Annotated in this window: 15 protein-coding genes; all 15 read left to right on the top strand. The window is 64.8% G+C overall.

What is annotated here, in order from left to right; translation table 11 throughout:
• Positions 1 to 170 precede the first annotated feature (170 nt).
• Complete coding sequence (locus F4Y72_02755) at positions 171 to 2063, top strand: hypothetical protein (protein MXZ27206.1); 1893 nt, start codon at positions 171 to 173, stop codon at positions 2061 to 2063.
• 89 nt (positions 2064 to 2152) lie between these two features.
• Positions 2153 to 2800 (top strand): 30S ribosomal protein S16, encoded by a 648-nt coding sequence (gene rpsP / locus F4Y72_02750; protein MXZ27205.1) that lies wholly within the window; start codon positions 2153 to 2155, stop codon positions 2798 to 2800.
• A 46-nt stretch (positions 2801 to 2846) separates the two neighbouring features.
• Positions 2847 to 3329 (top strand): 16S rRNA processing protein RimM, encoded by a 483-nt coding sequence (rimM, locus tag F4Y72_02745; GenBank protein ID MXZ27204.1) that lies wholly within the window; start codon positions 2847 to 2849, stop codon positions 3327 to 3329.
• Positions 3330 to 3367: 38 nt separating this feature from the next.
• Positions 3368 to 4141 (top strand): tRNA (guanosine(37)-N1)-methyltransferase TrmD, encoded by a 774-nt coding sequence (gene trmD, locus F4Y72_02740; GenBank protein ID MXZ27203.1) that lies wholly within the window; start codon positions 3368 to 3370, stop codon positions 4139 to 4141.
• A complete protein-coding gene (locus tag F4Y72_02735) occupies positions 4125 to 4469 on the top strand; it encodes a 50S ribosomal protein L19 (GenBank protein MXZ27202.1) in 345 nt (114 codons plus the stop codon). Before trmD ends, F4Y72_02735 begins: the two co-directional genes overlap by 17 nt.
• Complete coding sequence (locus F4Y72_02730) at positions 4466 to 5311, top strand: hypothetical protein (GenBank protein ID MXZ27201.1); 846 nt, start codon at positions 4466 to 4468, stop codon at positions 5309 to 5311. The genes F4Y72_02735 and F4Y72_02730 overlap by 4 nt, the downstream gene beginning before the upstream one ends.
• On the top strand, positions 5298 to 6323 hold the full coding sequence (locus F4Y72_02725; protein MXZ27200.1) for a C4-dicarboxylate ABC transporter: 1026 nt from the start codon (positions 5298 to 5300) through the stop codon (positions 6321 to 6323). The genes F4Y72_02730 and F4Y72_02725 overlap by 14 nt, the downstream gene beginning before the upstream one ends.
• A gap of 35 nt (positions 6324 to 6358) precedes the next feature.
• Entirely contained in the window at positions 6359 to 6874 is a 516-nt protein-coding gene (locus F4Y72_02720) for a TRAP transporter small permease subunit (GenBank protein MXZ27199.1), read from the top strand.
• A 4-nt stretch (positions 6875 to 6878) separates the two neighbouring features.
• Positions 6879 to 8132, top strand: a complete 1254-nt coding sequence (locus F4Y72_02715; protein ID MXZ27198.1) for a TRAP transporter large permease subunit — start codon at positions 6879 to 6881, stop codon at positions 8130 to 8132.
• Positions 8129 to 9229: a sorbosone dehydrogenase family protein gene (locus F4Y72_02710; protein ID MXZ27197.1), complete on the top strand. Its 1101-nt coding sequence runs from the start codon at positions 8129 to 8131 to the stop codon at positions 9227 to 9229. Before F4Y72_02715 ends, F4Y72_02710 begins: the two co-directional genes overlap by 4 nt.
• 50 nt (positions 9230 to 9279) lie before the next feature.
• Entirely contained in the window at positions 9280 to 11133 is a 1854-nt protein-coding gene (gene sppA, locus F4Y72_02705; protein ID MXZ27196.1) for a signal peptide peptidase SppA, read from the top strand.
• Between the two features lie 12 nt (positions 11134 to 11145).
• Positions 11146 to 11889, top strand: coding sequence for an ABC transporter ATP-binding protein (locus F4Y72_02700; GenBank protein ID MXZ27195.1), 744 nt, complete (start codon positions 11146 to 11148; stop codon positions 11887 to 11889).
• Positions 11882 to 13312 (top strand): ABC transporter permease, encoded by a 1431-nt coding sequence (locus F4Y72_02695; GenBank protein MXZ27194.1) that lies wholly within the window; start codon positions 11882 to 11884, stop codon positions 13310 to 13312. The genes F4Y72_02700 and F4Y72_02695 overlap by 8 nt, the downstream gene beginning before the upstream one ends.
• Before the next feature lie 13 nt (positions 13313 to 13325).
• On the top strand, positions 13326 to 14159 hold the full coding sequence (locus F4Y72_02690) for an alpha/beta hydrolase (GenBank protein MXZ27193.1): 834 nt from the start codon (positions 13326 to 13328) through the stop codon (positions 14157 to 14159).
• Positions 14156 to 14261 (top strand): alpha/beta hydrolase (locus tag F4Y72_02685; GenBank protein ID MXZ27192.1); only part of this gene is annotated, 106 nt, incomplete at its 3' end. The genes F4Y72_02690 and F4Y72_02685, both read left to right, overlap by 4 nt.

The following is a 14261-nucleotide window of genomic DNA, read 5'->3' as shown; positions in this document are numbered from 1 at the left end:
AAATTGGAGAAAAACCTTTGTTGAAGTCCACCACACTTTACGTCGCCAGCGCGTGTTGGCTCTTGTGCGGCTGTGGTGGCGGTGGCGGCAATGGAAGCGGCCCACCCACACCATCCCTCAGCATATCTCCAAGCAGCCTGTCTCTTACGGCGACCTTGGGAGGGGACGCGGTGCACGAGGCGTTTAGCGTTCGCGCCACGGGCGGCACGCTCAGCTACCGGGTGAGTTCCGACACCGACCTGCTCTCTGTTTCGCCGACCAGCGGCACGGCCGCCGCTGCTGGCTCGGAAATCACCGTAGAGCTTAACTGCTCAGCGCCGGAAACACGCACGGCCACGATCACGGTAACCGCTGGCAGCAACACTCAGACGGTGAGCGTTGACATCGAGTGTGAGCGCCCGCCTGTAACCGTGGACATCGAGCGCGCCCCGGCCTTGGCGAAGGGCAATCCGAGGGAAGCCGCCGATTCCGACTTTCGCTGGCGGGCTACTTCGAGCTGGGACGGACAGGGTGCAGTGCCTTACTCCATCCGCAGTGATCGGAGCGAACTGACAGCGACGCCAAACTCTGGGGACGTGGAGATGGACCAGCCGACCGAGACGGAGTTAGAGGTTTCGTGTCGTGACCAAGAACGCTTCGAGGCGGAATTGGTCTTGGAGGTCGATGGCGTCTCGACCGAAGTGGGCTGGGATGTGCGATGTCAGGCAGGGGACGCCCGCATGACTCGCATCCAATTGTTTCAGGGGGTGATGACCTGGGAGTGGAATGAGCGCACCGGAAGCGTGCAGCATGTCCGTGGAGTCGCTGGCCGACAAACGGCGGTAGCCGTCGCCATCACGCACGAAACATCCACCGTTCCTGATCTTCGAGCGCAGGCGGAGGACGTGGAAGAAGAAGTACTGCAGGAATCGCTAGAAAGCATCCGTGAAGAGACCACCGTGACCGGCAGCGGGGAATGGACGACGGAGCGTGTTTACGATGTCGGCGACTATTACCTGCCGTCTCACCGCATCCAGTTCTTCGTGGACGAGGACAACCGCCTTGACGAAACGCGGGAAGACAACAATGCGCAATGGGTGCGCTTCGGCGGCGGCAGGCAATTGCCTACGTTAAAGATCGTGTTCTTCCCGATTCGCACGGACGCCGGAGCACCGCCTGCCATAGAAACAGACGATTACATGGAGAGCGTGATCGACTTGCTGCCCGTCGGAAGGCATGAGGCTCGTGTTGGCAATACCTTGCGCTTTACCAACCGCACGGCAAATACGAAAACGGTGTTGGACTTCCTGCACCGCGAATGGAACCGAAATGCGCAAGCCGCCGAGTATTACTACGGCGTCTTTCTCGAATCCGAGGAGGACGGATTTTGTGGCCGCGCGTTGATCCCCGGCAACGTAGCGGTGCAACATCCGTTCGAGGATTGCAGCAACACAACACCCGCGCACGAGATCGGACACAATCTGTCACTGCTGCACGCCCCTTGGGATTGCTTGGGTGAATACAACATCAAGAACACCGATCCCGACTACCCCTACGACGAAGGTGGGCTAGGCCCACGGCGAGGCTGGCTGGCGGGTGCCGAAAAGTTTGTCAGCGACGAATCGGAAGAAAAACACTTCGATTTGATGGCCTATTGTTCACCCCGGTTTATTTCCGACTACCACTACCAAAACGCATTGGAATATCGCATCGAGGAGGCATTCGCACATCGCGCCGAGACAGCGGTTGGCAGCGTGTTGCCGGGCCGTGCGCAAGAGGAGGAGCCGTCGGGGCCGAGTCTGGCGTTCGGGGGCAGCGTGGACGAGTGGGGAATGTGGACGCTGGATTACGTGGATCGCAGCACCATGCCGGCGCGCAAGCCGCCCGTTGACGGGGATTACTTCTTCACGCTGCAAAGCGCGTCAGGCCGCGAGATATACCGCGAACGCCTGCGCCTGGCGGCCATCACGCACAGCCAGAAGGGAGCCTGGGCGACTCGCGTGCCTGTTCCTTCCGAGCAAGTTGCCAAGGTCATCATTCTCGACGCGCAAGAAACGCCGGTGTTGGTCGAAAGGCTACGTTAGGCGATGGCGCTCTGGGGAAGGCGTTGTGCCGCCATCTTTGGTACAATTCGCGGGTTTAGCGAGCGGCGCGGCCGCGGGATCACTTTTCAATGGTAGGCATACGGCTATCCCGGCATGGGGCCAAGAAGCGGCCCTTCTATCACATCGTCGTTACCGACCGGCGCAACAAGCGCAACGGCCGGTTCATCGAGCGGCTGGGTTTCTACAACCCCATCGCGACCGGCGGCGAGCAGCCCCTGAAGCTGGCCCTGGATCGCGTCGATTACTGGCTGGGGCAGGGCGCGCAGCCCTCCGAGCGGGTGCGGCAACTGATTCGCCGGCGCCGCATGGAAGGCGACCTGGCGGCGAAGGCGGCCGAGGAAGCAGCCGCTGCGAAGGAAGCCCCGGAGGAAGAGGCTACGGCGGAAGAAACTGCGGCCGAAGAGGCGCCTGCGGAAGAGTCCGCCGTGGAAGAGGATGCCGAGGCGGACGCCGAACCCGCAGTTGAGGCCGGCGAAGCCGAAGAGACTGCCGCCGAGGCGGAAGCGGCGGGCGAAGTAACCGCCGAAGAGTCCGCTGCTCCTGAAGAAGCTGAAGAAGCTGCCGCGGACGAGGCGGAAGGCGAGGGCGAAGCCGAATCCGAATCTGAACAGGCTGCTGCGGACGACGAGGCAGAACCTGACGAGGCTGCGCCGGAAGACGCCGGCGTTGAGGAAGATGGCGAAGACGCCACCGAGACCGGGAAGGACTCCGGCTGAGCCGGACCAGCCGGAGAACCGATCGCCGGAAGCGAAACTGATTCCCATGGGCCGGCTGGGCGCCGCCCGGGGACTGAAAGGCTGGCTCAGGGTGAAGTCCTTTGCCGATCCGCCGGAACAACTAGAGAATTACCGTACCTGGAATCTGCTCGTGAACGATCAATGCAGGGAAATGACCTTGCGGCGCTTTCGGACCACACCCCGGGGTCTGGAGTGCCTGCTGGACGGAGTAGAAACGCGCGATGCGGCGGAGGCGCTGCGCGGCGCGGAAATCCGCGTGAATCGCGCGGATTTGCCCCCGGCCGGCGAGAATGAGTGGTATTGGGCCGACCTGGAAGGCCTGGATGTGCTGAACCTGGAAGGCCGGCTTCTGGGGCGGGTGCACGGACTGATGGCCACCGGCGCCAATGACGTACTGATCGTGCAGGGTGAACGCAGGCGGTTGATCCCCTTCGTGCAGGGCAGCCGGGTCCGCGAGATTGACCTTCAGGCGCGCCAGCTGATCGTGGACTGGGACCCGGCGGATTAGGGTCTGCGGACAGTCCCTTGGAGCGCGGCAGGTCCCCGATGCAAATTACTACCGTATGCCTGCACCCGGAGATGGTGCTGAACGCCTTCAAGGGGGGCGTTTGCGGCCGCGCTCTGGAAGCCGGCGTGGCCAGTTTGCGGTGCGTGAACCCGAGGGACTTCGCCGCCGGGCCTCACCGCAGCGTGGACGACCGTCCCTACGGCGGAGGTCCCGGCATGGTCCTGAGCCCCGAGCCCCTGCTGGCGGCCGTAAGGGCCGCCCGCGCCGAGGCGCCCGGCGGCGCGCCGGTCATTTTCCTCACTCCGCAGGGCGGCTGCTTTACCCAGCAGCGCGCACGGGAACTGGCGTCCGGCCCCGGCCTGGTCCTGGTCGCCGGGCGCTACGAGGGGATCGACGAACGGGTGGTGGAACTGGAAGCCGACGAGGAGCTGTCGCTGGGCGATTTCGTCCTGAGCGGCGGCGAACTGGCCGCTTGCGCGGTCATCGATGCGGTGGTGCGGCTGTTGCCAGGGGCGCTGGGGGATGATCGTTCGGCCGAGGAAGACTCCTTTTCCGTTGGCCTTCTGGATTTTCCGCAGTACACTCGGCCCGCCGTGGTGGAAGGCCGCGAGGCGCCGGAGGTGCTGCTGAGCGGTGATCACGAGCAGGTGCGGACGTGGCGCCTGAAGCAGTCGCTGGGCCGCACCTGGGCGCGCCGGCCGGAATTGCTCTCCGGGCGGAACCTGGATGAACGGGAAAGCCGGCTGCTGGCGGAGTTCCAGGCGGAATACGACATTAAAATACGAGACGCGAAAGATGACCAACCTCATTGAACAACTTGAAGCGGAGCAACTCCGCACCGACCTGCCCGATTTTTCTCCGGGCGACACGGTGGTGGTGCAGGTGCGCGTGCGCGAGGGGCAGCGGCAGCGATTGCAGGCATTCGAAGGCGTCGTGATCGCGAAGCGCAACCGGGGACTCAACTCCTCCTTTACCGTGCGCAAGATTTCGCACGGCGAAGGGGTCGAGCGGGTGTTTCAGACCCACAGCCCGATGATCGCCGGGGTCAAGGTCAAGCGCCGCGGCGACGTGAGGCGCGCCAAGCTCTACTACCTTCGACAGCGGCGCGGGCGGAGCGCGAGAATTCGCGAGAAGCTATGAGGCTTAAGGGCCTGGCCCTTGCTGTTGTTGCGATAGGCCTTTCCGGCTGCGGATCGCTGATTCAATCCGCCACCAGCGGCCTGACCGAACAACTCGGTGACGCCGTTCTCGGTCACGACGACCCCGAACTCGTTCGCGAGGCTACTCCCACGCTGCTCATCCTGATCGACAGTCTGGCCGGCGACGATGCCGGCCCCGCGGTCCTGGGGTCCGCCGCGCAGTTGTACGCCGCCTACGGCGTGGTATTCGTCAACGATCCCGAACGTGCCCACAAGCTGACCGAGCGAGCCTACGGTTACGGTCGCAGGGCCCTGTGCGCGGCCCACAGGGCGGGTTGCGGCGTGCAGGAACTGGGTTTCGAGGAATACGAGGCGCGGATCGGCGCGTATCCCGCCGCGAAGGCGCAGGCCCTCTATGACTACCTGATCGGGTACCTCTCGTGGGTCCAGGCCCGCGGCGACTACGAGGCGCTGGCCCGGCTTCCGCGGCTGCAGGTGGCGCTGAACCGGCTGCTGGATGTTGCGCCGGCCGACATTCGCGGGCGCGCGCACATGTACATGGGCGTCCTGCAATGCCTGCGGCCGGCTTCGCTGGGCGGCGAACCGGAAGCGGGCATACGGAATTTCGACGAGGCGCTGCGCTTGACGGAACGCAAGGACCTGAGCGTGCTGGTGGAATATGCGAGAAACTGCGCCCGCTTGCTCTATGATCGCGAACTGCATGACAGGCTGCTTGAAGAGGTGCTCGAGGCTCCCGCCGAACAGCCGGGTCTTACGCTTTTCAACAATCTTGCCAAAGCCGACGCCCGGGAATTGCTGAGTACTGCCGATGATTACTTCTGAGTCCGGTCCGTTTAAGCCCGCGGCGCTGGTGCTGGCGGCACTGCTGGCGGCCGCTCCGCTTTCGGCGCAGACGCTGAAGATCGCGACGGTTACGCCCGAGGGGTCGGCCTGGATGCGGGACATGCGCGCCGCTGCCGCGGAAATCCGCGAGCGCACCGGCGGACAGGTTCAGGTGAAGTTCTACGGCGGCGGCACGCAGGGCGACGACCTCAGGGTGCTGCGCAAGATCCGCGTCGGCCAGTTGCAGGGGGCGGTGCTGACTTCCAGCGCATTGGCCGGCAGATATCCGGACGTGCTGCAGTACGGGCTTCCGCTGTTGTTCCGTTCGCGCGACGAGATGCTGTTCGTGCGCGAGCGGTTTGACCCCGTGCTGGCGGATGGTCTGCTCGACAGCGGATACGAGACTTTCGGCTTCGGCAGCCTGGGCTTCGCCCGCATCATGTCGGGCAAGAATCCGGTAGTCCGGCTGGAGGATGCGCGCGGGCTGAAGATCTGGGTGCCCGAGGGCGACGACATCGGCCTGCGCTCGATGCGTTCGGTGGGCCTGGCTCCCGTCCAGCTTCCGATCTCCGACGTGCTGGTCGGGCTGCAAACGGGGTTGGTGGAGGTCATCGTGACGCCGCCTTCGGGCGCCATTCTGCTGCAGTGGCACACACGATTGCGCTACGTCACGGACTTCCCCGTGGTATTCGCCTTCGGACTGCTGGCGATGGACAAGAGGGCTTTCGGCCGGCTATCGGAGCCCAACCAGGCGATAGTGCGCCAGGTATTCGGCGCGCTGTCGGCCCAGCTTGACCGTCGCGACGCCCAGGACAACCTGGAAGCCGGGCAGGCGCTGAAGAATTCCGGGCTCGAATACCTGGCTCCGACGTCCGACGAAGTTCTCCGCTGGCGCCAGGCATTCGGTCAGATTTACCCCGAACTGGTGCGTGAAGCGGGGATGTCACGCGACATGCACGAAGAAATCATGCAGACGCTGCACGATTTCCGCGGCGAATCGGGATCCGGCTGATCCACGTGCCGCACTGGCGCTGACGCGAGTATCCAGTGCCGGGCAGGGCGGGAAAGATGGCCGGGCGGCTGCTGACCGGCCTGCTGGCCACTTTCCTGGGCGCCATGCTCGTTCTGGCGGCGGCGCAGATCCTTTGGCGCAACGTCTTTCGCATGTCGATTCCGTACAGCGAGCAATTGCTGGAATGGCTTGTGCTCTGGATTGCGTTGCTGGGCGCGATGGCCGCCAGCTTCGGCAGCCGTCACATCACGATAGACGCACTCTCGCAGGTACTCTCGGAATCGGCCCGCAGGTGGGTGGGCGTGGCGGCGCAGTTTTTCGCACTGGTCGCCTGCATGGCGCTGTTCCTGATCTGTGGGGCCTATTGGCTGGACACCATGAGTTATGGCGAAACCACGCTGGGGGATCTGCCGCGATGGGCATTTGAGGCCATTCTGCCGGTCGCCTTTGCCGTGATGGCGGGCGCCCACCTGGCTCACATGGTTTCGCTGCTGCGGCACGGGCGCCTCGCCGGGGGCGCGGGAACGGCCGGCCCTCCCAAGGCGGATTGAGCTCATGCACTGGCTTGTTCTGGGGCTGCTGGCCATACTGGGAGTGCCGCTTTTCGCGGTCATCGCAGGCGGAGCGATGCTCGGCTACCTGAGCGCGGACATCCCCCTGGCCTCCATAGCCATCGAAATACTGGGCGTGGCGACGCTGCCCGCGCTGGTCGCCATTCCCCTGTTCTGCTTCGCCGGCTATGTGCTGGCGGAGAGCCCGGCACCGAAACTGCTGGTGCGCCTGAGCGAGGCCCTGGTGGGGTGGATGCCCGGGGGCCTGGCGGTCTTCGCATTGGCCGTATGCGCGCTGTTCACGGCATTCACGGGCGCATCCGGCATCACCATCATTGCGATGGGCGCCTTGCTCTATCCGGCGCTGAAACAGGCGCGCTACCCGGAGGGTTTTTCCCTTGGGCTGGTCACCACCGGCGGCAGCCTGGGGCTGCTGTTCGCGCCTTCCCTGCCGCTGATTCTCTACGGCGTCGTCTCCGAAACCCGCATCGACTCGCTGTTCAGGGCCGGCGTGCTGCCCGGTCTGGCCATGATCGTTCTCCTTGCCGCGTACTGCCTGTGGGTCAACCGCAGCGAGCGCCGGCCGCTTTCCAGCTTCGACTGGCGCGAGGTCGCCGGCGCGGTCAGGGCCGCGGGTTGGGAGCTGCCGTTGCCGGTCATTGTGCTGGGCGGCATCTATTCCGGCTACTTTGCGATTTCCGAGGCGGCGGCGGTCACGGCGCTCTACGTCGTGATCGTTGAAGTGTTCATCCGCCGCGCCATCCCGCTTTCGCGCCTGCCGCTGATCATGCGCGATTCGATGACGCTGGTGGGCGGGATACTGCTGATCCTGGCCGTGTCGCTGGCGTCCACCAACCTGATGATCGACGCCGAGGTTCCCCAGCGGCTGCTGGCCGTGGTCGGTGAGGTCGTGAGCGGGCCCGTGACCTTCATGCTGGCCCTTCTGGTATTCCTGCTGATCCTGGGCGCTTTCCTGGACATTTTCTCCGCCATCGTCCTGGTGGTGCCGCTGCTCCTCCCGGTTGCCGCCCAGTTCGGCGTGCACCCGGTCCACCTGGGCATCATTTTCCTGGCGACCATGCAGTTGGGTTACCTTACGCCCCCCGTGGGCCTCAACCTGTTCATTGCGAGCTACCGGTTCGAGCAGCCGATCGTTCGCGTTTACCTGGCCAGCCTGCCGTTTCTGCTGGTGCTTATGGCGGCAGTGCTGCTGATCGCCTTCTGGCCCTCGCTTTCTCTCTGGATGATCGGAACATGATTCGGAAAACAACCCTTGCATTGTGCGCCCCTGCGGTGCTCGCGTTCGCCGCCGGCGGGGCGCACGCGGACTTTGACTTAAGCGAAATCCGCTTGCCGCCGGGCTTCGAGATCGAGGAGTACGTGAGCGGTCTCAGGAACGCCCGCGGGCTCGCGATCGGCGAGAACGGCACGCTGTTCGTGGGCACCCGCAACGTCGGAAAGGTTTATGCGGTGCGTAATCCGGGCGGCCCCGGCCAGGAGACCATCGAACTTGCCTCGCGCCTGATCCTGCCCAACGGCGTGGCGGTGCGCGGTTCCTCGCTGTTCGTGGCGGAGGTTCACCGCATTCTGGAATACGAGAACATCGAACAGCGGCTCGGGGAGGGCATCACCCCCAGGGTGTTCCATGACGGCCTTCCCACCGCCCGGCATCACGGCTGGCGGGCCATGGGCTTTGCGCCCGACGGCTGGCTGTACGTGGCGGTGGGCGCGCCCTGCAACGTTTGCGACAGCTATGCGACGATCGAGCGTATTCCGGCGCAAGGCGGCGAACGCGAGGTCTATGCACGGGGTGTGCGCAACAGCGTGGGCTTGGCCTGGCACCCGGAAACCGGCGAACTCTGGTTCACGGAAAACGGACGGGACCTGATGGGCGACGACATTCCGCCGTGCGAGCTGAACCATGCTCCGCGACCGGGCATGCACTTCGGTTTCCCTTTCTGTCACGGCACGGACATCGCCGAACCCGACGCGAAATGGGCGGCCCTGGGCGAATGCGCTTCGGCTACGCCGCCGGCGCAGGAGCTGGGGCCCCACACCGCGCCGGTGGGACTCACGTTCTACACCGGCGACGCCTTTCCCGCCGAATACAAGCGGCGGCTGTTCATCGCCGAGCACGGCAGCTGGAACCGCAGCAGGAAGATCGGCTACCGGGTGATGATGCTCGAGCTCGAAGGCAATGAGGTCGTGAGCTACGAGCCTTTCGCGGAGGGCTGGCTGCGCGGCGAGGAGACGCTCGGACGGCCGGCCTACGTCATCGAGGATAGCGACGGCAATCTGCTGATCAGCGACGACCACCGCGGCGTCGTCTACCGCGTCCGCTATACCGGCGCCTGACGGGGCGTATCCGGTACACTAGGCGCCGCAATTCTGAGGAGTAAAAACTCATGATCGGGAAGATATTTCGTGCTATCTGGACGGGTGTTGACGGTTTTCGCAAGGTCATCCACCTGGTCCTGATGATCTTCGTGTTCGTTTTGATGCTGGCGGCGCTGGGATCGGGCCAGACGCCCGTGAATATCAAGGACGGCACCGTCCTGCTCCTGAATCCATCGGGAGTGCTGGTGCATGAACTCAGCGCCGGAGAGCTTGATCTGGAATTGCTGCGCATGAACGACGATCCGCCGCCCGAGACGCTGGTAAGGGACGTGGTGCGGGCGCTCCGGCACGCCGCCGGGGACGACCGGATCGCGGGCGTGCTGGTGGACATCGACGGCCTGGCCGGCGGCGGTTTCACCAAGTTGCAGGACATCGCCGCGGCGATGCGCGAGTTTCGCGAGTCAGGCAAACCCATGGTCAGCTACTCGAGCTGGTACGGACAGAGCGGCTACCTGCTGGCGTCCCAGGCGGACGAGGTGTTCGTGCATGACTACGGTGGAGTGGACATCCGGGGCATGGGCCGCTGGCGGATGTACTACGCCGAAATGTTCAAGAAACTCGGCATCGATCCGCACGTATTCCGGATAGGTGAGTACAAGTCCTTCGTCGAGCCCTATTTCCGCAACAACATGTCCGACGAGGACCGGCAGAGCGCGGAACAGTGGCTGGGCGCGCTTTGGGGCGAGTATCAGAGTGAGGTTACCGAGGCGCGGGAGCTGGCCGCGGACGCGCTGGACCAGTATGCGGCGAACCTGACCGAGGCCCTGGAGGCCGCGGGGGGCGACCTGGCGCGGGTTAACCTCGAAGCCGGCCTGATCGATGCGATACACAACGATGAGACCTTCGCGGACTACATGAAGGAGCGCTTCGGCGATTCCGGGGACGGCGAATACAACAAGGTCGGGTTCGCCGACTACCTGACGGTGGCCGACCGCGAGAACCCGCCGTACTCCGACGACGAAAACAAGGTGGGCGTGGTTGTGGTGGCCGGTTCCATCATTGACGGCAGCGCCGGTCCCGGCGCCGCCGCCGGCGACAGCATCGCCAAGCTGGTCCGCCATGCCGCCGAGGAGGATTCGATCAAAGCCCTGGTGCTGCAGGTGGACAGCCCGGGGGGCAGCGCGTTCGCCTCCGAAGTGATTTCAGGCGCGGTCGCGACCGTCTCCGAAGCGGGCAAGCCGGTCGTGGTTTCCATGAGCAGCGTGGCGGCATCCGGCGGTTACTACGTGGCCGCGGAGGCCGACGAAATCTGGGCGTATTCGGGAACCATTACCGGGTCGATCGGCGTGGGCGCGGTGTTCTTTACCGCACCCAAACTGCTGGAGCGCATCGGATTTACCGAGGACGGCCTGGGAACGACGCCGCTGTCGGAACAGGGGCGTATCGGCGCGGACCTGGACGAAAGCCTCCGCCGGCAGGTGGATGCGCAGATCGGCAGGGTCTACGAGCGGTTCGTGGGCCACATCTCCCAGGGAAGGGGATTGACGTTCGAAGAAGTGGACGGGATCGGCCGCGGCCGGGTCTGGATCGGCTCCGATGCCGCGTCCATCAACCTCGTTGACCATATCGGCACGCTGGAAGACGCGGCCGAAAGCGCCGCGGGGCTGGCCGGCCTGGAAGAGGGCAAGTACAGCGTGGAACGGATCAAGCGCAAGCGGCCCTTCTTTACCGGCCTGAACGAGTTCTTCCAGCTGCGCTGGGGGAGGCTCAGGCACCGCCTTGGCATTCGTTCGGAACCGGACCGGTTCATGGACGCGGTCCAGCAGGCGCGAGAGATATTGAACGCCGAACTGGACCAGCTCGCGCAGCTCAATGATCCGCGCGGCTTCTACTACTATTGCGGAGCCTGCGCCGCCTATTGAGTTGCGACCGATATGCTGCTAGCCGACAACGTTACTTACAGCTACTGGGGGCAGGCCCGGCCGGCCGTTGCCCAGGCGAAGTTGCAGGTTGCGCCCGGCTCGATCGTCGCGCTGGTAGGCCCAAACGGCGCCGGCAAGACAACGCTCATCCATTGCCTTGCCGGCTTGTTCGAACCGCAGGCGGGTTCCGTACGCAGTGAAGATGGCGATATACGCGCGGATTTGCGCCGGCACCGGGCGCGGACCGGGTTTCTGTCCGAGCACTATGGCCTGTACTCCGGGCTGACGGCGCGCCAGAGCATGGAATACGCCGCTCAGTCACGGGCGCCGGCATTCCCCGAACTGCTGTCGCCGACCGCGCGTAGCGAAGCGATCGAACAGGTGGCGGAAGAGTGCATGGTCGCGGACCTCCTGGATATGGAACTGGACTCACTTTCGCGCGGGCAGCGGCAGCTCCTGGCGATCGCCGAGGTTGAGGTTTCCCGTCCTCCGCTGCTGTTGCTTGACGAGCCGGCGTCCGGTCTGGACCCGGATCACCGCGAGCGCCTGGCCGCCAGACTGGGACAGTTGGGGGAGAGCGGCCGGGCCGTGCTCGTTTCCTCTCACATCCTGGCGGAACTGGAGGAGTACGCGACCGACCTGGTCGTGATGCAGGAAGGGGCGACGCTGCCCCAACAGAGCGGGTTGTCTCCGGGCAGTCTGCGGGACGTGTATCACCAGGTTCGCGAACAGGCGCGGACAGCCAGTCATGACTGAATTGCTTGCACGCGTAAACCCGGAACTGCTGCGCGGCTGGCGCGCCGAGGCCACCCGTTTGCGCCTGGCGATCACGCTGCTTCTTTCGGTGGGAGTGGCCTGGTGCATCCAACTGGCCTGGGACTGGGGCGCCCTGGGACGTGCGGGAGCTCTTGCATTCGGTGTCCTGAGCCTTGTCGTTACCCCAATCCGCATCGTCGGCGCCATAGCGGAAGAACACAATCGCCATACCTGGCAGCGCCAGCGCATGAGTGCGCTCAGCCCGGCCCAGTTGATGCTGGGAAAGGCGTTCGGTTCCACCGCCCTCACGGACCTGGCGGCGCTCTGCGCGCTCGTCTGCTGGGGTCTCGGTGTGTACATGCCGGCGGACAGCGTTCCATTGCTTGGCGGGCCGCCCGAGGAGATGGTCCGGGAAATTCAGCAGGTGATTCGCGAGGGCTTCCCCCTGGACGCATGGCTGATGGTTTGCGCCAACCTGTTCGCGCGTTTTCTCGCCCTGGCGCTGGCAATCCGCAATTGTGACCGCTCGAAGGCCGCTCGCGGCCGGTCGTTCGTCGTTGCCATTCTGCTGTCGCTGCTTCTGACCAGCCCGTTGACGGCCCTGAAGGAGGGATTGACCGGAGGGCTGGCACGGGACATGCCCGGCTCGCCAATGTGGTTTGGCTTGCTCCCGATGGACAACGACGCCTTTTGGGCGCTCGGCGGGCTTGTATTCGTCGCGCTTGCCACCTGCTGGTGCTGGTGTGCGGCCCGCGAAACCCTGAGCGGCGGCCGCTTCGCAGTCGAAGCCGTGGTGGTCGGCCTCGGCCTGGGGCTGTGGTGGGCCGGAACGGCTTATGCGGCCGGAAACGCCGCGGATTTCGTGTTGATCGAGGCGGGTTACGGGCCCGGCCGGATCGCGACCGCGGCCTTGCTGTTGGTCCTGGTTGCAAGCGCATATCTTTGGGGTGTGGCGGAACGTGTGGACCGCCGGCGGGCGCGGGAGTTTCTCGCCGCGCCGAGCCTTGTCTCCGCACCGGCCTGGCTGCTGATACTTCTGATGGCGACCGTCACCGTAGCGGTGCACCTGGTTACAGGGGCATTCTCGGAATACGACGAACTTGGCTACGTGCAGCTCAATTTCTGGACGGTGGGTCTGCTGGGTTTCCTGGTGCGGGACATGGGCATCCTGTTCCTGGTGCTGGCCGGGCGGGTAAAGCGCTGGCCGGAGCTGGCCGCGCTGGCCTCCTGGCTGGTTCTCGGGCTGTTCCTGCCCGGCGCCCTGGCCGGCGCGGACGCCGTGGTCGGAGACTTTGAGCTGTACCTGCTGTTCTCGCCTATTTCGATCGAACAATCTACCGGAAGTGTCGTTATAGCGACGCTTTCGGCTTGGACGCAGGCTGCCCTGATGACCGGATGGCTGGTCTGGCGCAGCCGCTCATAGGGGAGCAGCGAATATGCCAACGGCTACACGAAGAGCATTTGTTGGGGCGGCAATAGCGGCGGCCGGCCTGAAGGGCGCGGGCGCGCATGAGCGTCCTGAGGACAGTGTCCTGTTCGTCCTGGTCCACGGCACCGGCCACGGTGGCTGGTGCTGGAAGTTCGTGCGCGACATTCTCCACGAGCAGGGGCATCGCGTGTACACGCCCACGCTTACCGGCTGCGGCGAACGGTCCCATTTGCTGCACCCCGATATCGGGCTTGACATGCACATCACGGACATCGTGAACGTGCTGGAATGGGAAGAGCTGGAAAACGTGGTGCTGGTGGGTCATTCCTACGGCGGCCTGGTCATATCGGGCGTGGCGGACCGAGCCAAGGACCGGCTGCGGCACCTGGTGTACCTGGACGCCATCATTCCGCGCGACGGCGACAGCCTGCTGACGGCGCGCCGGGACATCAGCGTGGAGGACATGCGCGCCAACGAGGAGCAACTGCGCAGAATCGCGCCGGACGGCAACTACATCAGGGGTTTTTCCGCGGCGATGTTCGGAATTCCGCCGGAGCCCGCCGACATTGTGGAATGGGTGGAGCGGCGCATTACTCCACATCCGATCAAGAGCTGGCTGGACCCGGTGAAGTTCGAGAACGGCGGCGAGGAAGGCGTGCCCTGCACCTTCATCGAATGCACCGAACCGGCCATGCCGGGCAGCGGGCTGAAGAACCACGCCAAACATGCGCAGGAACATCCCGACTGGCGCTACGTGGAACTCAAGACCGGTCACGACGCCATGGTGACCGAACCGCAGGCCTGTGCCGACCTGTTCCTGGCCGCCGCCCGTTCTTCCTGAGCCTGGATACGATAACGTTCGTTCTCGTTCACGGCACCGGCCACGGCGGCTGGTGCTGGAAGTTCGTGCGCGGAATCCTGGAAGGGCAGGGACATCGCGTGT

The sequence above is a fragment of the Gammaproteobacteria bacterium genome (genome assembly GCA_009838035.1).
GTDB lineage: Bacteria > Pseudomonadota > Gammaproteobacteria > Steroidobacterales > Foliamicaceae > Foliamicus.
The sequence above is the reverse complement of the archived record's forward strand: the minus strand, read 5'-3'. Positions and strand labels throughout refer to the sequence as shown.